This is a genomic window from Desulfitobacterium chlororespirans DSM 11544 (assembly GCF_900143285.1).
GTDB lineage: Bacteria > Bacillota > Desulfitobacteriia > Desulfitobacteriales > Desulfitobacteriaceae > Desulfitobacterium > Desulfitobacterium chlororespirans.
In genome coordinates this window covers 458900-477758 of record NZ_FRDN01000006.1, presented here as the reverse complement: position 1 = coordinate 477758, position 18859 = coordinate 458900, and the positions used below count along the sequence as shown (strand labels likewise).

Annotated in this window: 20 protein-coding genes; all 20 read right to left on the bottom strand. The window is 48.4% G+C overall.

Going from position 1 to position 18859, the window contains the following annotated elements:
- Window positions 1–125: 125 nt before the first annotated feature.
- Window positions 126–599 (bottom strand): 2-amino-4-hydroxy-6-hydroxymethyldihydropteridine diphosphokinase, encoded by a 474-nt coding sequence (gene folK / locus BUA14_RS10620; protein WP_072772575.1) that lies wholly within the window; start codon window positions 597–599, stop codon window positions 126–128.
- Window positions 596–964, bottom strand: coding sequence for a dihydroneopterin aldolase (folB, locus tag BUA14_RS10615; protein WP_072772574.1), 369 nt, complete (start codon window positions 962–964; stop codon window positions 596–598). The genes folK and folB overlap by 4 nt, the downstream gene beginning before the upstream one ends.
- A complete protein-coding gene (folP, locus tag BUA14_RS10610; protein ID WP_072772573.1) occupies window positions 954–2177 on the bottom strand; it encodes a dihydropteroate synthase in 1224 nt (407 codons plus the stop codon). Before folP ends, folB begins: the two co-directional genes overlap by 11 nt.
- 30 nt (window positions 2178–2207) lie before the next feature.
- Window positions 2208–2762 carry an HD domain-containing protein gene (locus BUA14_RS10605; RefSeq protein WP_072772572.1) on the bottom strand — a complete coding sequence of 185 codons (555 nt, stop codon included), beginning with the start codon at window positions 2760–2762 and terminating at the stop codon, window positions 2208–2210.
- 156 nt (window positions 2763–2918) lie between these two features.
- Window positions 2919–4589 (bottom strand): formate--tetrahydrofolate ligase, encoded by a 1671-nt coding sequence (locus BUA14_RS10600; RefSeq protein ID WP_072772571.1) that lies wholly within the window; start codon window positions 4587–4589, stop codon window positions 2919–2921.
- 182 nt (window positions 4590–4771) lie between these two features.
- Window positions 4772–5464 carry a DUF881 domain-containing protein gene (locus tag BUA14_RS10595; RefSeq protein ID WP_072772570.1) on the bottom strand — a complete coding sequence of 231 codons (693 nt, stop codon included), beginning with the start codon at window positions 5462–5464 and terminating at the stop codon, window positions 4772–4774.
- Window positions 5464–6174, bottom strand: coding sequence for a DUF881 domain-containing protein (locus BUA14_RS10590; RefSeq protein ID WP_072772569.1), 711 nt, complete (start codon window positions 6172–6174; stop codon window positions 5464–5466). Before BUA14_RS10590 ends, BUA14_RS10595 begins: the two co-directional genes overlap by 1 nt.
- 86 nt (window positions 6175–6260) lie before the next feature.
- Window positions 6261–6710, bottom strand: a complete 450-nt coding sequence (gene ndk, locus BUA14_RS10585; RefSeq protein WP_072772568.1) for a nucleoside-diphosphate kinase — start codon at window positions 6708–6710, stop codon at window positions 6261–6263.
- A 12-nt stretch (window positions 6711–6722) separates the two neighbouring features.
- Complete coding sequence (gene ftsH / locus BUA14_RS10580) at window positions 6723–8696, bottom strand: ATP-dependent zinc metalloprotease FtsH (protein ID WP_072772567.1); 1974 nt, start codon at window positions 8694–8696, stop codon at window positions 6723–6725.
- 174 nt (window positions 8697–8870) lie between these two features.
- Window positions 8871–10289: a tRNA lysidine(34) synthetase TilS gene (tilS, locus tag BUA14_RS10575; protein ID WP_072772566.1), complete on the bottom strand. Its 1419-nt coding sequence runs from the start codon at window positions 10287–10289 to the stop codon at window positions 8871–8873.
- Between the two features lie 22 nt (window positions 10290–10311).
- Window positions 10312–12423, bottom strand: a complete 2112-nt coding sequence (locus BUA14_RS10570) for a SpoIIE family protein phosphatase (protein WP_178371671.1) — start codon at window positions 12421–12423, stop codon at window positions 10312–10314.
- 251 nt (window positions 12424–12674) lie between these two features.
- A complete protein-coding gene (locus tag BUA14_RS10565; RefSeq protein ID WP_005809726.1) occupies window positions 12675–13061 on the bottom strand; it encodes a S1 RNA-binding domain-containing protein in 387 nt (128 codons plus the stop codon).
- A 122-nt stretch (window positions 13062–13183) separates the two neighbouring features.
- Complete coding sequence (locus tag BUA14_RS10560; protein ID WP_072772564.1) at window positions 13184–13510, bottom strand: FtsB family cell division protein; 327 nt, start codon at window positions 13508–13510, stop codon at window positions 13184–13186.
- A complete protein-coding gene (locus tag BUA14_RS10555) occupies window positions 13479–13718 on the bottom strand; it encodes a sigma factor-like helix-turn-helix DNA-binding protein (protein ID WP_072772604.1) in 240 nt (79 codons plus the stop codon). The genes BUA14_RS10560 and BUA14_RS10555 overlap by 32 nt, the downstream gene beginning before the upstream one ends.
- A 208-nt stretch (window positions 13719–13926) precedes the next feature.
- Complete coding sequence (gene yabQ, locus BUA14_RS10550; RefSeq protein WP_072772563.1) at window positions 13927–14433, bottom strand: spore cortex biosynthesis protein YabQ; 507 nt, start codon at window positions 14431–14433, stop codon at window positions 13927–13929.
- Between the two features lie 56 nt (window positions 14434–14489).
- Window positions 14490–14759 (bottom strand): sporulation protein YabP, encoded by a 270-nt coding sequence (gene yabP, locus BUA14_RS10545; protein WP_072772562.1) that lies wholly within the window; start codon window positions 14757–14759, stop codon window positions 14490–14492.
- Between the two features lie 942 nt (window positions 14760–15701).
- The gene (locus BUA14_RS10535) at window positions 15702–15974 is read right to left on the bottom strand and encodes an RNA-binding S4 domain-containing protein (RefSeq protein ID WP_018211838.1); all 273 of its coding nucleotides are present in this window, start codon (window positions 15972–15974) and stop codon (window positions 15702–15704) included.
- Window positions 15975–16066: 92 nt separating this feature from the next.
- The gene (locus BUA14_RS10530; protein WP_005814866.1) at window positions 16067–16342 is read right to left on the bottom strand and encodes an HU family DNA-binding protein; all 276 of its coding nucleotides are present in this window, start codon (window positions 16340–16342) and stop codon (window positions 16067–16069) included.
- Between the two features lie 57 nt (window positions 16343–16399).
- Window positions 16400–17881 carry a bifunctional methyltransferase/pyrophosphohydrolase YabN gene (yabN, locus tag BUA14_RS10525; RefSeq protein WP_072772561.1) on the bottom strand — a complete coding sequence of 494 codons (1482 nt, stop codon included), beginning with the start codon at window positions 17879–17881 and terminating at the stop codon, window positions 16400–16402.
- A gap of 134 nt (window positions 17882–18015) precedes the next feature.
- On the bottom strand, window positions 18016–18558 hold the full coding sequence (spoVT, locus tag BUA14_RS10520) for a stage V sporulation protein T (protein ID WP_072772560.1): 543 nt from the start codon (window positions 18556–18558) through the stop codon (window positions 18016–18018).
- Between the last annotated feature and the right edge of the window lie 301 nt (window positions 18559–18859).

Here is an 18859-nt window from a genome sequence, read left to right as displayed (position 1 = left end):
TCATAATGATCCAAGCGGTATTCTCAAAAGCCAATTCAATTTTGTTTTTCTATACCCTAAACCCAGAAGGTCTTTATGGCCTGAACAATCCTTCTCCAGTACAACTCCTTTAGATATTGTCTGGTTTATTTAGATTCCAGTCGCCATACCTCTCCATCTCCACAAACTTCTGTAACCCTTTTTCCTGAAGGAAGGATATAGTGTGGAGCTATTTCCCGTAAGGGTGCCAGAACAAACTCCCGCTCTTCCATGCGGGGATGAGGGAGAATAAGCCGATCGTCCTCCCATACCTTATTATCATAATTTAGGAGGTCAATGTCAATGGTTCTTGGCCCCCAACGAATAAGTCTTTCTCTCCCGAGGGATTTTTCAACCTCTTGACACAGATCCAAGAGGTCCAGAGGCGCTAATGAGGTCTCAATCTCCAGCACTTGATTCCAGAAATCCGGTTGATCCACATTGCCCCAGGGCTTTGTTTCATACGTGCCGGATCTTTTGATGATCTTAACTTCCAAATGCTCCGCCAGCCTTTGACAGCTCTGCTGCAAATAATGCCCCCGGTCCCCCAGATTGCTTCCGATACTCAAATACGCTTTCACCGTTTTTTCTCCCGATAGATCTCAACGAAAGCTTCCTCAAAAATCCCCGGAATGGGGGCTTGAGGTTTATGAATGACAACACGCACCCCTTCACAGGGAAATTCACCAAGAACATCCTCGGCAACCCGCTCCGCCAATCGTTCAATAAGCTGGTATTTTTCCATCTTGACAATGGTTTTGATCCGAGCATACACCTCAGCATAATTGATGGTATCCTCCACCTGATCGGATTTCCCTGCTTTGCTTAAATCGGCGTAGAGATCAATATCGACGATAAAGGTTTGGCCGAGGATTTTTTCCTCACGGAGCATTCCATGATAAGCGAAAAATTTTAACCCCCGTAAGGCGATTCGATCACGCTCCACTAAAATTCTCCCCTCTCTTGCGGCGATAGATGGCATCGGCCATCTGCACCGCTCTCTTATTGGCTTGGACATCATGAACCCGAAGAATATCCACCCCGGCGGCCACGCCTACCACGCTGGTGGCCAGAGTTCCTTCCAGCCGTTCCTCCATGGGTAGGTTCAAGGTCTGACCGATCATGGACTTCCGGGAGGTTCCCAAAAGGATGGGATGGCCTAAAGAGCGGAACTCCTCCAAGCGGCTCATAATTTCCAGATCGAAGTCCAAACTTTTGCCGAAGGCTGTTCCGCCAATGCCCGGGTCGATGATGATCTGGTCACCTGTTAATCCCTGCTCTTCGGCAAGATGAATGCTCTTTTTCAGGTAAGCCATCATATCCCCGATAAGATGATGATAGTTGCTCCCCTCCTGATTATGCATGACAATCACAGGTGCCTGATATTTCCCCACAACCTCCGCCATTCCAGGGTCTTTTTGCAATCCCCAGACATCATTAATCATATGTACTCCGGCAGCCAATGCCCTCTCCGCCACCTCCGCTTTATAGGTGTCCACTGAGATGGGAACAGCAAGCCGCGGCAGCAAAGCCTTAATAACGGCCTCCAGACGATGCCATTCCTCTTCGGCACTGACCGGGTCGTGGCTTAAGCGGGTGGACTCTGCTCCGATATCCAAAATATCTGCCCCTTGCTCGACCAAGGCTTCCGCTTGCTTTAGGGCGCGCTCCAAGGTATTGAATTTTCCGCCATCGGAAAAAGAATCCGGAGTGAGGTTGAGTATCCCCATGATCAGGGTCCGCTCACCCAACACAATATCCTTCCCCCGGCAGGAAACTACCCTTTGCTTGGGAGGCTCCAAAGTCTCCAGGAGATCTTTTAAGCTCTTACCTAAATCCTTTAAACCAAAGGGTTGAGCCGCCAGCTTTTGACTGAGCCGGCGAAAATGTTTTGCTGTTCCCACCAGCAAAATATCCGAGGCTTCAATCTTATTGACAACAACATTGCGATGAACCGCCGCGTCCCCCCCCAGAGAGAGCATTTCCTGCTTAATGATATGAGCGGCAGGCAAGGGCACATTCTCCAGCTTGAGAGCTCTGCCGATGGGTTTACCAGCCATATGAGCAATTCCTCCCGGGTCGGAGCCAATTTGCTGCATAGCCTTTTTAGCTTCTGTTTCGTTATTCAGGCTGATCCAGCGCGGGGAATAATCTTTCATACATATCTGACCTCCTTGTGGACCTTAACTTTAGATTAGAATGTCCTCCATTGCTTTTGTATATTTATAACAGGTAGCCTTGCTGGGGCAGCTTTGGCAATCCCTCGCCCAATCATCAGCTAAAGCCAAGGCTTGCCCAAGGATACTGCTTGTCTGGTCCGGAGGGAGACGATGTTCTGAAATCCCGAGGACGATCTTCTCCATCTCCGCCTCTGTGAACCCACAATCCCTGAGAATAGGCCTTGCCAACCGGGCTCCTGCCAGAGCATGATCCTCTTGGTTCTCATACTCTATCCACCGGCCAATATCGTGCAAAATTCCTGCCGCATAGATGCTTTCTTTCCCTAGACCATAGCTCTCTTCCAGCCTGATGCTTGCCTGATTTGTCCCGGTCCCAGGAAGGCTGCCCCTGTCTTCAATGTATTTCTCCAAAAGATAGAGATAGGCAATTCTCGCCACTGCGAGGCCATGATCAGAGCCATGGCGGCAGTATACCCGCTTTTCTTCAGCTTGTTTATTTTTCTCAGTAAACTCTTCATAATTACGATGTTGAAGAATACGATTTACCCGAGGCATAGGTATCATCCCGGCTGCTCCTCCTGTCCCAGACTATTTTCTCTAACCTCAGCTCATTTTCTAATCTGATTATACCTTTCCCACTTCCACTGTAAAACATTAAAAGGTCCTAACGAAAATAAGCCCCAGAAAATTTCTTTCTGGGGCAAAGCCAGACGATCTGTTTTAGAAGAGACCGGTAATGCGCCCTGCAGCGTCAATATCCATTCTTAAAGCAGCTGGACGTTTCGGAAGTCCGGGCATGGTCATAATAGCACCGGTGATGGCTACCAGGAATCCGGCGCCGGCAGATAAGCGGAGTTCACGGACCGTAATGGTAAAGCCCGATGGGCGGCCCAGAACATTCTGATCATCGGTTAAGGAGTACTGAGTTTTAGCCATACAAATGGGCAATTGGCCATAGCCTAATTCTTCATATTTCTTCATAGAGGTTAGGGCCTCTTTGGTAAAGTTCACACCATCGGCACCATAAACCTCTTTACAAATGGTCTCGATCTTCTTGGCAATGGGCAGATCCAATTCATAGAGAACATGGAAATTGGATTCTTTATTATCAACAATATTGAGAACAGCCTTGGCCAGCTCTATACCGCCTTCTCCACCTTTAGTGAAGACTTCCGATAAAGCGAACTCGGCTCCCAGCTGACGGCAGCGTTCTGCCACAAACTCTAATTCAGCATCGGTATCGGTGGGGAAACGATTGATAGCCACTACCGCAGGCACACCAAATTTGCCGATGTTCTCGATATGCTTTTCAAGATTAACGATACCTTTAGCTAAGGCTTCCAGGTTCTCCGGCCCCAGATCCTCCTTAGCGACTCCGCCATTCATCTTAAGAGCGCGGACAGTCGCTACAATGACTGTGGCAGCCGGCTTCAGCTCTGCGAAGCGGCATTTCAGATCGTAAAATTTCTCAGCACCGAGATCAGCGCCGAATCCGGCTTCGGTAATGACATAATCAGCAAGCTTCATGGCCATTCTGGTAGCCACGACGCTGTTACAACCGTGAGCAATATTAGCAAAAGGACCGCCATGAATAAATACAGGAGTGTTCTCCAGAGTTTGAACTAAATTGGGCTTAATGGCATCCTTCATCAGCAGAGCCATCGCACCTTCAGCTTCCAGATCATGAGCGGTAATCGCCTTACCGTCATAAGTGTAAGCCACCACAATCCGACCGAAGCGCTCTTTTAGATCCATAAGATCCTTGGCTAAGCAGAGAATCGCCATAATTTCGGAAGCCACTGTGATATCAAAACCGTTTTCCCGGGGAATTCCTTCAGTGCGGCCGCCTAAACCAATCACAATTTTACGTAAGGCCCGGTCATTCATATCCATAACCCGACGGAATACGATTTGGCGAGGGTCGATGTTCAGAAGATTACCTTGTTGAAGATGGTTATCTAAAAGTGCTGCCAATAAATTATGAGTCGAAGTAATGGCGTGGAAATCACCAGTAAAGTGGAGATTGATATCCTCCATCGGCACAACTTGAGCATATCCGCCCCCGGCTGCTCCACCCTTAACACCAAAGCAAGGGCCCAGGGAAGGTTCACGCAAGGCAATCATGGCGTTTTTGCCAATCTTGGACATAGCTTGTCCTAAGCCAACGGTCGTCGTGGTTTTTCCTTCACCGGCAGGGGTAGGATTAATAGCAGTCACCAGGATGAGTTTAGCATCGGGTTTATCCTTGAGGCGTTCCCAAGCACTGAAGCTGACCTTGGCTTTGTATTTGCCATAAAGCTCAATCTCATCCTCCAGCAGATCTAACCCCTGAGCAATCTCCGTAATTGGTTTCATCGTTGCCTCTTGTGCAATTTCGATATCGGTTTTCAATTAAAATTCACTCCTTTTTCCACTCTTTCGTCTCGGACTATGAAAGTCCCTTTTCCAGATCCTTGAAAACTCCAGTCCAATTATACTAATTCGGCGAGAAAAGAAGATTCCCTGCTTGGGCTAACAACAAATTTTTTGAAAATTATAAAATCTCCTTTAGAAGAAAAAATACTATCCTAAACCTAGGAGTCAGGGTTTTTTACAGGCGATACTCCTTTATACGAAGGAATTTGCACGGTTTTTCTGGCTACACTGACACTCATCCCTAATTGCTTTAACCGCTGAGCTTTCAATTGCGTGAAATAGTCCAGGAGCTGGTCCTGATTACCACAGGCGAGGATCTCATAAGGAACTCCTTCCGTACGGGTAATGGGGACCTGATTAATCAGCTTCGTGGAAGTCCCGCTCAGAACAATAGCTGAGGAGGCCACAACCCGCTGTCCGTTGACGCTGATTGCTTCAGCTCCGGCAAATTTTAAGGTATTGATTATTTCGAGCAAGTCCTCGTTGCTCATCGGAAGCACGACTTTATGCTCCTGTTGCCGGTCATCAATGGTAATCACGATGCCCGGACCTTGAACATTCATCGTACCTTCCATCATCCGATAACGGTCTAACTCGGCGAGAAGAGCCGGGCTGGTTCCCCCTTGTGTTCGCGCTTCTTCCAGCTGGGTCGTTAAAGCTGTATGCTGCTCTTTGAGAAGCTTGTTTTCCTCTTGAGCTTCGGCCAGGAAATCCTTAGCGGAAGCAGCCCTTTGTGCCTGAATTTTCTCCAGTTCCACCACGCTTTTCTGAGTCTGCATTTGCAGCGTGAGCAAGAACCCTAAGACCAGGGCTACTAAGGTCAAAGATATGGCCAGGGTACGTTTCTTCATTATTTCGCCTCCTTCATAGGTTCAGAATAGCGAAACTGCTGAGCCTTGCCGGCCGGTATGATCAGGGGCTCCGTGGGCACCTCAAGTTTTCTTGTAATTCCATATTGTTCCTGATACTCGCCCAAGCGATCCCAGAAGTAAAAGTTCAAGGCCGACTGCAAGTAATTCACATCCCCTACAGCTTCAATTACATAGGGGGGCATTTGGCGGGTCTGACCAATCTGAATGAAGGCTCCACTGCAGAAAATTTCTGTATTGCCTGTAATCCGCTGTCCATTGACTGAGACGGCTTCAGCTCCGCCGTGCCAGAGCAAGTTGACAATCGTGCGGATATATTCTTCGTGAACCAGGTAGTAATAGATATCCTCGTTATTAATATCCCGCTCCTGTGCATCGTCAAGCGTAATTCGTATACCGGGTCCGGTGACCTTGGTCAGCCCGGCATTGCGTTTCGCTGTATCCAGTTGTTCGAGTATGACTTTAGACGCATTCTGACCCGCTTGAAATTTAGATAAGTCTTCTTTAAGTTTAGTAATATCATTTTTCAATTGCTCGTTTTCCTGGCCGATTTGAATAAGTGAAGCTAGGGTTGTATCCGTTCTCGCAGTGGATCCTGCCGCCCCTGTAGTTTTCAGTAAGGATATGAAGAGAATGCCTAAAATCAGGCTGGCCACCGTAAGCATCATTTTGCCGTTTTTCGGCAAGTTCATGGTTTATACACCTCTAACTCTTATCAAGAATTATTTTTTGAAAAAGGACACCGAAGTCGGTGCCCTTTTTTAATTCACTCTCTATTTTACTCGCTGAGCCACTCTTCCCCAGCTTTGCGATAGTCACAAAGCTCTTCAGGTCTAAAATAGAGGGCAATCTCCCGTTCTGCACTGGCTACAGAATCTGAGCCATGAATCACATTGCGGCTGATATCCATGCCAAAGCTGCCGCGGATCGAGCCGGGGTTGGCATTGGCAGGGTTGGTGGCTCCCATCAGCTCCCGAGCCAGAGCCACGACATTTTTGCCTCCCCAAACCATAGCCACCACCGGAGAAGACATAATATATTGAACCGTGGGCTCAAAAAAACTTTTCCCTTTGTGCTCTGCATAATGTTGCTCGGCCAAAGCCTGATCAACACTCATAAGCTTCATTCCTACCAGTTTGCACCCCTTTGCTTCAAAGCGTGCGATAATTTGCCCAACCAACCCCCGCTGTACAGCATCAGGCTTGAGCATGATGAAGGTCTTTTCCATAACCATCCTCCCCTAGTCAATCTTATTTTTTTCTTCTTCTAAGGTTGACCCGCTCAATCCCTCGGCTTCCGTCCTGTCTTCTCCCTCCACGGAGGTCTCCCCTGTGGCGGGAAGAAGATCATCATGTTCCGTTGTATTATTTTTAGTCTCCGAAGGCTCCGAGACTTGTGCGGTTTCCACTGGTTGATCAAAGCGGGCCATCAGCTCGGCGAATTCCTTGGCTTCGATGGTTTCTTTCTCCATCAAAGTCTGGGCAATCGCGTTAAGCTTATGCATGTTCTCCTGAATAATGGTCTGCGCCTTCAAATAACATTCATCAATCATTCGGCGCGCTTCTTTATCGATAGAGTAAGCCACCGCTTCACTATAATTGCGATCCCGGGCAATATCCCGGCCCAAGAACACCTGACCTTCCTTCTGTCCAAAGGTAAGGGGTCCCAGCTCCTCGGACATTCCCAGTTCTGTAATCATCTTGCGGACAAGACCTGTAGCCCGCTCCAAGTCATTGGAGGCTCCGGTGCTGATCTCATGGAGAACCAAAGCTTCGGCAACCCGTCCCCCTAAGAGCATAGTGACTTGATCCAACAAATGAGACTTTGTCATGTAGTTGCGATCTTCCTTAGGCAGGAGCAGGGTATACCCGCCAGCCCGCCCCCGGGGGATAATGGACACCTTGTGCAAGGGATCCGTATGGGTCAGCATTTCTCCCACTAAAGCATGGCCTGCTTCGTGGTAAGAAACTAATTTCTTTTCATAGTCACTGATGACCCGGGCCTTTTTCTCCGGTCCGGCAATAACCCGCTCCACAGAATCCTCCAGAGCATTCATTTTGATCTCCTTCTCATTGCGACGGGCAGAGAGCAGGGCCGCCTCATTGACAAGGTTGGCCAGGTCTGCTCCGGTAAATCCCGGCGTGCGGCGGGCTAAGACATCCAGCTCCACATCGCTGTGCATGGGTTTACCTTTAACATGGACTTTTAAGATCTCCTCACGGCCTTTGACATCGGGAACATCCACCACTACCTGGCGGTCAAAACGCCCCGGACGCAACAAGGCCGGGTCGAGAATATCAGGGCGGTTGGTGGCCGCGATAATGATGATGCCCTCATTCCCATTAAAACCATCCATCTCAACGAGCAGCTGGTTCAGGGTTTGCTCCCGCTCATCATGGCCGCCCCCCAGACCGGCGCCTCTTTGCCGGCCTACTGCGTCGATCTCGTCGATAAACACGATACAAGGGGCATTCTTTTTGGCTTGTTCGAATAAATCACGAACCCGGGATGCTCCCACCCCGACGAACATCTCTACAAAGTCCGAGCCGCTGATGCTAAAGAATGGAACCCCCGCCTCTCCTGCCACAGCCCGGGCCAAAAGAGTCTTACCGGTTCCGGGAGGGCCAAAGAGCAGCACTCCTTTGGGAATTTTAGCTCCCAACTCATTAAATTTCTTAGGGAACTTGAGGAATTCCACAACTTCTTCAAGCTCTTCCTTCACCTCATCGGCTCCCGCCACATCGGCAAAGGTCACCTTTTTCTTTTCATCCGTCACCAGTTTAGCCCGGCTTTTCCCGAACTGCATGACCCGGTTGCCGCCCCCTTGGCTCTGCTGCATCATAAAGAAGATAAAGCCGCCGATTAACAGAAAAGGCAGTACCGTGGTGATCAAACCGGCCCACCAAGGGGTGGTGACCGGCGGATTGACCCGTCTGGTGACTCCATGCTCGGTCATTTTTTGAGAGAGATCAACATCGTTCGCTTCACCAAGCACCACATATTGCTGACCATCTTTAGTTTTAACTTCATAGGTATTGACATTATCATCGGTACTGATTACAACTTCTTCAACCTGGCCCGTAACCACCGCATTATAGAATTTGGTGTAATCCATATCCAAGGGCTGAGTCGCCGGTGGGTTGGCAAATCTTATGAGCATAATCGCAATGAGAATAATCAGTAAATAAACAGCAGCGTTTTTGAAAAATTTCAAACGTCTGGTCCTCCCCTCTTCTGGAAAAAAATGTCCCATCATACAAAGACAATATTACATATTATACCACGAAAAAGCCCCTTTTACAACGAATCCAGCCTTTCTTCTTCCTTCCCTTTTCGTGATTCATCCATTGCCGGCCAAATCCACAGCCGGGCTTTCAGCGACGAGGCTTTAGCATTTGATAAGAACGCCGACAGTTCCCTTTCCCTGTCCAAGGGGATAACGATCTCCCCTCTTCACTCCGGGTATCCAGAGAATTTCATTGCCCATGGCCAGGAGAGGAATCACCGGTCGGTGCTTAGCCGGAACTTTGGCATCCTGGAAGACTTTTTTCAGGGATTTATGCCCTAATCCTGCAATCCACAAGCAGTCTCCATCCTGCCGATACCGCCATTGCAGCTTTTCACCGTTTCGTATCAAATCCAGCCCGTCGAAAAAGACTTTATCCACACATTGGCCCGGGTAATCATCGTCCCCCGCTTCTTTCTCCAGGCAGAAAAGACCAACCAGCCAATTTACCCCCACCTCATCCCGCCAGGGGAGCCACTCACCCCAATGGGCGCCGACAGGCAAAGAGGGCCATAAGATATCCGGGGATTCATTAATAGACTGCCCCCAGTCTGCCCTTTGAAACCATACCCCTTGATAATCTATCTCGATGTTCAACCCCGGCAGATCCTGGCTCCAGCCTACCTGACCCTGGGAAGCCATCACCTGCTCTACATACTGAAAAGCTATTCCCCGGGGCTCTCCGGAAACCAGGGTGGCAGCTCTGCGAATCAATCGGGATAAAATAGCTTTAGGAAGTTCAAAGGTTGTTCTGCACAAACCCACCCTTTGCTCTGTGTCAAGGATGGCCCATCTCTTCCAGGCTGACTGGACTTCTTCTTCCAGGTATTCCTCATCCCAACGTAAAACTTCAGCCGTACGCCCTAAAGCTTCGATAATCTTAGGGTTATACTCCCGCTGAAGTTCCGGTAACAGCTGCAAGCGAATTTTATTCCTGACATAGATAGGTTCCTCATTAGAATGATCCAAGGCATAGGGTAACTTCTCATTTCGACAATATTCAAGGATATCCTCCTTGGTGACTGTAAGAAGTGGACGAATCAGCTCACCTTTTTGCGGATAAATTCCTGCCAATCCCGCTGTACCGCTGCCCCGCAGGAGGCGATACAGTACAGTTTCCGCTTGATCCCCGAGATGGTGGGCTGTGGCCAGCAGGGTGCAATTTTCTTTCCTCATATCTTCCTGCCAACAGGCATAGCGCCATTCCCGGGCAGCCGTCTGAAAGGATTTTCCCACCGACTTAGCATAATTTTTGGAATCGAAACGATGAATAAGACAAGGGATTTCCCAATCCCTTGCCATATTTTGTACCATCTTCTCTTCATCATCCGATTCCTCACGCACCCCATGATGGACGTGAGTTATAACGAGAGTGATCTTCTGCTCCTGCCTGTCCTGAATATAGCGCCACAATATATGGGCAAGAGCCACAGAATCCGGCCCTCCCGATACAGCAGCCAGAATCCGGGAGCCGGGCGCAATGAGCTGCGGCAACACCTGCTGCTTTAGTTTTTCATACAATGCCCCTTACCCTCCTTGCGTCTCAATGAAAAATGTTCTTTTTCACCACCAGGACAATCCCGTCGTCCGCCAGGTCATTGCCGCTCATGTCCCGCGCTTCCTGCACGATCGCCTCGGCCAATTCCTGGGCGGCCTGGGGATGCTGGCGATCCAAGAATCTTTTCAACCAATCCTTCCCATCTTTTAGTATATCCTGAATTCCATCCGTAACAAGCACTAAATACTCTTCCGGGCGTAATTTTTCTTCGATAACAGGAATCTCCACATGATTTAAGATCCCTACCGGCAGGCTGGAGGATTGAAACATATGGACTTTATCCTCCCGGACAATATAGGAAGGGCAGGCCCCCACTTTGATCAGCTTAAGATCATCGGACTCACAATCAAGGATACCAATATCCAAAGTAACAAAGCTTTCTTCCGGAGAACGCAGGACCAAAATGGAATTCAACGCCTGAATGGCACTTTCCGGTTCAAAGCCTGTGGTCAGGAGCTGTTCCAACAGATTCAGGGCTGTAGAGCTCATCTTGGCCGCCCCTTCTCCTACTCCCATACCATCACTGACGATAAAGGCATGCTGGGTCGGCGCAAAGGCCAAGGAGGCATAATTGTCTCCGGATATGCTGTTTCCCTTCTTTGTAAAAGAGGCCACTCCCACATCCAAAAATTGCTTGCGCCGCCGGGCCAGGCTGGCCGGTTTGACCTGCTCCACATTGTGGCGGGCATTAAGTTCCTTGGCCAGATGCCCGATAACTTGGGAAACACTTTGGAATTGACGGGCCAAGGCTTCCTGATTGGCCGTCAGCCGGGAGCGCCAGGATTCTATGCTTTTTTCATGCTCCATAATAAACTGGACCCCCAGCAGCATTTCTTTAAGTTTCCCGCAATGACGCTTCCATTCCACAGGAAGATTCTGAACATCGACTTTTTCTTCTTCCCGTTCTACCCATTCGAAGAGATTGAACAGCAAGTGGTAGGTCCGATAAAACTCCCGGGTCCAGCAGGTGTCCAGGGTGGGGCAATTTTTGCAGACTCTTTCCACTAAAACATTCATCAGCTCCGGAATCTCCGGTTTGGATTTTCCTACTTCAGCCTCAGCCGCCTGAGCACTGTAGGCAATCTGATCAAAAATCTCCGCGACGGTCTTGACCTTGGTCACCGTGGACTCTACTTCCGGCATCGGCTTGTCCTTTAAAAAATCATGTTGGGAAGTGGTGCTGGGAAAAAGTAAAAAAAGCAACAGGCCAATGCCTGATGATAATAACTGGGAATAAAGCACCTCTGGCTGGAGGTAGACCGTGAACATCAGGGTAATGCTCATAAAGGCCACACCCAGACCCAGTTTTCCCAGCTTCTGAAAAGCTCCGGTGCCAAAACCGGCCAAACCGTAAATTCCGGCAGCCATCAAATTCTGGGGATTAAACTCCAACTGAGGGAGAAAGCCCAACATAGCCCCCACTCCAGCTGCCGCCCCCGCACCAAAACGCTGGGCAATAAAAAGAATAAAAAAGCTCAGAACCACTACCGAAAAGTTAATCCCTTTAAACATGACGCCATGCAGCCCGCTCAATACCCCGATGAGAATGAGCAACCAGGCCATTCCCTGCTCACGGGTAAAGTTTCCCCGCCAGACCGCATCCTGATAGCGCAAAGCAAACCGGAAAACAACCGCCAGACCGCCATTAAGAATGCCGAGCACTGCCGCTTGCATTCCCAGCGGGACTTCAAATTGTCCAAAACTCAACACCGCCAGGGCAACACACCCCGTCACAAGGGCTGTGGAAATACCGAGATAAAGGCTCTCCCGCTTGTTGCCGCGCAGCCGGGGCACGAAAAGGCTCAGAATGAGCAGAGTCAGTAGAATCTGCAGCCCGGATGCCAAATCCTTCAGGAACAGGGAGCTTACTCCCGCCGTCACCCCCAGCAATCCCATCATGGTCCCTTTGCGCCCATGAAGCATTAAGGCTGCGCCAAAGGCTATCCCAAAGGGGTATAACCCCAGAATACTTCCCCGAGCTATCAGCAAACCTAATAAAAAAGGCCAAAAATGTCCCTCTAAAGTCAATTTTTCCTTGCGCAATCCCTGCTTAGTTTTCAACGTCGCCCATTCCGCCATGACCTCACCTCTTACCATATAATACCAACATTATACCTGATGGCTATGGCAAAGCTTGTCTAGGGAAGGCGGAGATTTGGATTACTTTTCGACTCATTTCCTGAATATTACCTTAATCGTCGTCTTTTCACCCTCAACCTTCAGGATACTACAACAAAAAACCCTTCTTCAAGATATAAAGAAAGCCCGGTTTCGCCGAGCTTTATATTTTCAGAGAGTGCTAAAAAGACCGCTTTGCAGCGGTCATTTATTTTAGAGAACGTTAGCTTCTAGTATCGGCTTGATCCTCTTCCCCCGCGCTTGGATTCTGTGGCACGACGGAATTCCAGTTGCCGTTCATCGCTATCCTTAATAAACTTGGCTAATTTATCTTCAAAGGATACGGTTGGCTGGCGACGTTCCCGCGTCGTATTTTTCGGACTCGGATTAGCCTGTTTAATCGATAGACCAATTTTCCCTTTTTCATCGACATGGATAACTTTGACCTTAACACGGTCTTGTTCCTTCAAGTAGTCCCTAACATCTTTAACATATGCATCCGCAACTTCTGAGATATGCACGAGGCCTGTGACTTTCTCGGGTAATTCCACAAAAGCACCGAAATTGGTAATTCCCGTTACTACACCCTCAACTATAGTGCCAACCGCAATGGCCATACGAAGCAAACTCCTCCTTGTGATGATTTAAGTCATTATTTTTATTATATCTGTCTGTTGAGAGGACTGTCAAGATAACAAGTCTTGAGAATCCTGACATTTTGTACTAAATCATAAGTATTTTATTCCATTTTGGGCGCAATGCGAATTTCACCCTTACGGACTAACCCTAATTGCTCCCTGGCCAGTTGTTCAATATAACTGGGAGTATTCAACTGCAGAATCTCTTCCTCAAGAAGTTTTTGCTGCTGAAACAAATTCTCCTTCTCTTGGTTGAGCTGGGCAATGCTCTGATTTACTTCTTTACGGAGTTCATAAAGCTGATAAGCGGAACTCAGTAATGCACAAAAGGCAAACAAGACGACAAGCTTGGACAAAGGCCGAAAAGGTTGCTTTCTGGTCTTGGGGCGGGACTCTTTAGTTGTCGGACTCTTCTTCGTCAAAATCAAACCCTCCTAGACCAAGTTCAGCTTCCGGAATAATGCACACAATCTCATAGCCCTTCCCCTTAGCCCGATTAAGCAGGGTTGCCACGGAGCTGGGGCTGAGGTGCAATTTCTTGGCAATCTGTTCCTGTGACTTTCCACTTTCCTTTAAGATAACGGCTTGCCGTTCCCTAAAGCTCAGCTTTTCCAACCCCCGAATTTCTAAATGCACAGCATACACCTGTCTTATGCGGATTTTATGTCATTTACATCCTCACAGAGGATAGGAAAGAGTCCATTATCCCTCCCCACAAGTTATCCACAACCTGTGCTTAACTTGTGGACAAAATATGGACAACCTGAGGACAGAGACACTACAAATTGTGGACATCTCCTATTATACAGATGCCCACCCCTTTAATCAACCTCTTCTGTTAATTTTACCCATTAGTCCTAGGCGGAAAGAGGCGTTCCCAAAAACTTATCATTGTTTTGCGGGTTTTTGTTAAAGGTTTGCCAAGGAAAGCCTCTGCTATACGAAAAACCAGGAGACTAAACCAACGCAAAACAGCGTAGGGAGGCCTCATGAGTACAGCCAGTACTTTAAAGGGGAACTTCAACACCAGCAGAATAAGTCCCAGGCACGCTTCAATGAAGCGGTAGCATTTAAAGAACAGCCAAAGGGTTATCCTGCTGAGGATTCGCGTATAAAGAAACAGCCCCAACACACTTCCCCACACAATATAAAACCGAAAATCCAAATGATTGGCCTTTAAAAAAAACTTAAAAAGCAGGAACAAGGCCGCAGCAGAGAAGATCAAATCTCCGACCACAGTCATTACTTTTCCCCAGCCCAGCCATTTGCGCAGGGAGCGATAAAAATCAAAAACAAAGCCCACCGCCGCACCGGCTGCAACGACCCAAATTAAGGCTTCAAAGTCAGAAATCTTTCTCCCCCCTTTCCCCCGCCCAACCGCTCATAGAGTACCTCTACCCGCGCAGCCTAACGGAAGATTTTTGCCCAAACATTTTTCCTCGATCCAGAATTGCGGGGATATACTAAAGCATCGATCAGCCCCTCTACCTCCACTTGCCCGGCCTTGAGATCCAGATGCTTAATGCCTAATTTCTCCCCTTTAATGCTCAGTACCCCTTGAATGGTTTCCAACAAAATTTCTTTCGGATCAAAGGACTGCACTTTGGATACCCCTGTTAACGAAAGGAATTGCCGATTATCCATGGCCAGCCGGTGATTGGATGGATTTTTTTCCATTCCTACCAGCCCTCCTTTTTCCATTTTTCTTCTTAAACTTTATTCTTGGCGGGGCTGATTTATGCCAGATCCGGGGCAATATAAAGAAACAAGGCTCTGCTTCCGCCTCGTTTGCGAGGGGGAGAGGAGCCTTGTCTGTGGTCGGTTATTTCGCTTATTGGGGCTGGGTTCAAAGGACTTTAAGAGCAGTGTCTCCGGGAGTCTCCAGGATTTTGCTTTACACCGGTCGCTCCATAAGCTGCGCGGACAAAACTAACGCGAAAAGCCCGCCGCTCCGAAAGGTGCCCCGTCAAATCGCTCCTGCTCAATGGCGGGTTGGAAACGTCCTGTTTCCAACCTTTCTCCGCTGCGTGCTTTTCGCGAAGTTTTGTTTCCGCTCGCTTAAAATCGCTTCCCTTGTGTAAATCAAAATCCTTGGGCTGCTTTCCGGGTCTGCGTGAGCGGGACTTTATAGGAAATGCTGGGCAAGCTGCCCTACCCAAGCCGCTTTTTCCGTCTTTACCGACGCCGCTTAAGCGGCAGGGTCGGCGACCCTAGGCAAGGCTCTGCAGAAGGCCTGAGTGATCCCAAAAATCCTTCGCAAGAGCCTCACAAAGAGCCCAGCCTTCGGGTCTCGGGCTTCCCCAACCTCAATCCCCCCAGGGCTCCAAGGAAAAACTGAAAGGAAACCCGCAAGCAGTAGCTTTACGTACAAAAGCGGACGGATTTAGCGGAGGGGCGGTCGGGTCAACGAAGCTTTCTTAACATAGCGGAGCCACGGTTCACATCAGGTACTACCCTGAGGTTTGGTGTAGCTGTTAAGAAAGCGAGTGGACCAGCCCCGGAGCTATGGAGTACGCGTTGTGCGTAAAGCTACGCGACCCGAGCAAAAAGCTTTCATTCCTACCCGCACCATCAGAGCAGCATAGGCAACATGAGCAACATGGGCAGCATAGGGCTGCCTCAGCTCTCCTCTTGCCCCCCGCGCTTCTCATCCTTCAACACCTCATAAAGCAGATGAGCCTCATTGGCCTTGGCACTGTTAGGCGTGGAAAGAACCCGCACTTCCAGAAGGTGGCGGGCCATCTCCAGGGTCACGATATCCCCTGGCTTGACTTCTGCCGACGGCTTGGCAATCCGGCCATTAAGCCGGATCTTTTCTCCTTCACAGATATCTTTAGCCACCGTTCGGCGTTTAATCAACCGGGAAACTTTCAAATACTTATCAATTCGCATGGTCATCCCCTCAAATATGGTGTTATCTCCAAAAACAGCGGTCTATAGAGAAAAATCAGGCCCTGACGGACCTGATTTATTTCTCAAAAGTTCTATTGTTGAACAGCGTCTTTTAAAGCCTTTCCTGCTTTAAATCCAGGAACCTTGGAAGCCGGAATAACAATAGCTTCTTTGGTTTGAGGATTTCTGCCGGTACGTTCAGCACGATCTTTCACTTCAAAAGTACCGAAACCAACTAATTGAACCTTCTCGTTTTTTGCCAATGCTTCTTCGATTGAAGCAAAAACAGCGTTGACCGCCTTTTCAGCATCCTTCTTAGATACTTCAGCTTTTTCTGCAACAGCAGCCACTAAATCAGCCTTATTCAAAACGATTCCCTCCCAAATATGTATTGAGTTTCAGCGTTATATTTTCGCGATAAATGCTCAAACTCCTGCTTTTATTTCTGGATTGTTGCCAATCTCTTTGTTTTTTTCTTTGCTTTTAGCTATTTCCCAATAATAATCCATCTTTTCGAGGCTCAAATCCCCCAGTCCTTCTCCAGCCTGACCCGCTAATTTTGCCATTTCTAAGAAACGCAACTGAAATTTTCGGATCGCCTGGCGCAGGGAATCTTCCGGGTCACACTTTATGAATCGGGATAAATTAACAAGAGCAAAGAGTATATCTCCGAATTCCTCCTGGATTCCTTTTTGTTCCGCCATGGCCTCTTCCAATTCTTTTAATTCTTCATAGACCTTGGCTAAGGGGCCTTTAAGATCCGGCCAATCAAAGCCGAATTTGGCCACTTTCTTCTGGGTCTTCACCGCCAGCATCAAGGCAGGCAGACCTCTAGGAAAACTGAATAATTCTTCTTCCGCTTTTTCCCCCTTTTCCTCTTTTTTAATCTGGTCCCAATTGCTGAGCACCTCGGCAGAGTTCTGCACCCGGACATCGCCGAAGACATGGGGATGGCGGCGAATCATCTTTTCGATGATTTCCTTGAGAACATCCTGAAACTGGAATTCTCCCGCCTCCTGAGCCACTTGAGCGTGGAATACTACTTGTAATAATAAGTCTCCCAACTCTTCAGCCAAATTATACATATCCTGGGCCTCAATCGCCTCAAGAACCTCGTAGCTTTCCTCAATAAGGTAGGGTTTGAGGGAATCATGAGTCTGTTCCGCGTCCCAGGGGCATCCCCCCTGACCCCGCAAGGTACTCATGACCTCCAAAAGCTTCGTCATGGAAATACCCTCGCCGCAGGGAGGAACAACTACCGTGGTTAAATGATCAAAGGTTTGATGATCCAACTGATACAAGGGACATTGCAAAACCTTCTGCATTTTTGTCCCCAAAGCCTGAACCACATAGAGTTCAACCTCATCCGGATAGATATCCATTAAATCCAGCTTCACCTCGGAAGCAATAAAACCATCATAAACCTGAGGTATAATCAGCCATTCCTTACCGGTAATCCCGCTCCCTTTAAGGGCATCGTAATTGCGCAGCAAAAAACCTTCCACAGGATCCATAGGTATCGCCGCGAAAAGGGGATCGAGAAAACTCACGGCCGGATGCACCTTAACCTGAAAGCGCTCCGACAGCTTGTCCACCAGAAGCACCACACTGCGTTCAGCCACCGTCGGATGACCGGGAACCCCATACACCACTTCAGGGTAGAGCTCGCACTCCTTCTCCAAGCGACTGACGATCTCCTCATAGATCCTCTCAAAGGAATTCTCCCGCTCATACAGATAGTCAAAGGATTCCGCTTGAAGTCCTTCAGCAAGCAAATCCTGAGCGCAGGGGTGATTGACCGTCCGCAAAAAAACCCGCCGGGCCTCTTTAATCATCCGGTAATCCCCAAGGGTCATAGACTCCAGCCCTGCCGGTCCCAAGCCCACCACATGCAATATATTACTCATCAACATCCCTCCTAGGCTTCCTCTAGTGTATCACACCTTGGTCCCCGATAAAAATTCAGCAAATAAAAGGAGGGAAGGTTCACAGTATAAAAAATTGAAGCGGCCTGCTGCCGCTCCAAATTTGCCTGAAGGATTTATTGTTCCATTTGTTTGGCTAGAAAACCAGCAGCCGTCTCCACTAATTTTAATTCCAAATCACCCATCTTCACATTCGGATCCTTTGACATCAGAATCACTGCCCCGATCGGATCGCCTTCGGCAATGATTGGAGCTGCCACTTGGCTCGTTAACTTAACATGTTCCTCATCTTCATCCGACTTACCTTCACCGGCTTTAAGCTGCACGGTCTTCCGTTCAGCCATCGCCTGCTCAATGCTGGACCAGATAGGCTTATTTAAGTATTCCTTCTTAGAAGCCCCCGATACGGCGATAATCACATCCCGATCGGCAATACATGCGATATGACCGGTCGCCTCATAAAGAGAATCTGCATATTCCTTGGCGAAGTCACCCAATTCACCAATGGGAGAGTACTTCTTAAGGATCACTTCCCCTTCCCGATCCACGAAGATCTCTAAGGGATCTCCCTCTCGAATGCGAAGTGTCCGACGTATTTCCTTTGGAATAACAACACGACCAAGATCATCAATTCTTCTCACGATGCCTGTTGCTTTCATGTACGCTCTTCCCTCCTTATAGTCATTACGTGCCGCCTGGTTTGGGGCCGTTACAGACACAGCAAGACCACCTTAAAGCTTAAGTTAATCTGACAACTGTCCTGCCTGTGGAAAATTTTGCGTTGTCTTTAACTTCATAGATAGTATATATCTGGTGATTCTCTATTATTCATTTTTTTCCATGAAGTTACTAAACTGGATAAGGAAAGTTTAGGGATCGAAAAAGATATACTTAAAAAGAATCTCTTTCTAAGTATATCTTCATTGATTGTCAAGCATTCACCTTGGATAAATCCTTGTT

Coding starts and splice junctions, on each gene's coding strand:
- folP (WP_072772573.1), bottom strand. CDS start 2,177: ATGAAAGATTATTCCCCGCGCTGGATCAGCCTGAATAACGAAACAGAA.
- BUA14_RS10605 (WP_072772572.1), bottom strand. CDS start 2,762: ATGATACCTATGCCTCGGGTAAATCGTATTCTTCAACATCGTAATTAT.
- BUA14_RS10595 (WP_072772570.1), bottom strand. CDS start 5,464: ATGAAGAAACGTACCCTGGCCATATCTTTGACCTTAGTAGCCCTGGTC.
- BUA14_RS10590 (WP_072772569.1), bottom strand. CDS start 6,174: ATGAACTTGCCGAAAAACGGCAAAATGATGCTTACGGTGGCCAGCCTG.
- ndk (WP_072772568.1), bottom strand. CDS start 6,710: ATGGAAAAGACCTTCATCATGCTCAAGCCTGATGCTGTACAGCGGGGG.
- BUA14_RS10570 (WP_178371671.1), bottom strand. CDS start 12,423: ATGGTAAGAGGTGAGGTCATGGCGGAATGGGCGACGTTGAAAACTAAG.
- BUA14_RS10565 (WP_005809726.1), bottom strand. CDS start 13,061: ATGGCCATTGCGGTTGGCACTATAGTTGAGGGTGTAGTAACGGGAATT.
- yabP (WP_072772562.1), bottom strand. CDS start 14,759: ATGGAAAAAAATCCATCCAATCACCGGCTGGCCATGGATAATCGGCAA.
- BUA14_RS10535 (WP_018211838.1), bottom strand. CDS start 15,974: ATGCGAATTGATAAGTATTTGAAAGTTTCCCGGTTGATTAAACGCCGA.
- yabN (WP_072772561.1), bottom strand. CDS start 17,881: ATGAGTAATATATTGCATGTGGTGGGCTTGGGACCGGCAGGGCTGGAG.
- spoVT (WP_072772560.1), bottom strand. CDS start 18,558: ATGAAAGCAACAGGCATCGTGAGAAGAATTGATGATCTTGGTCGTGTT.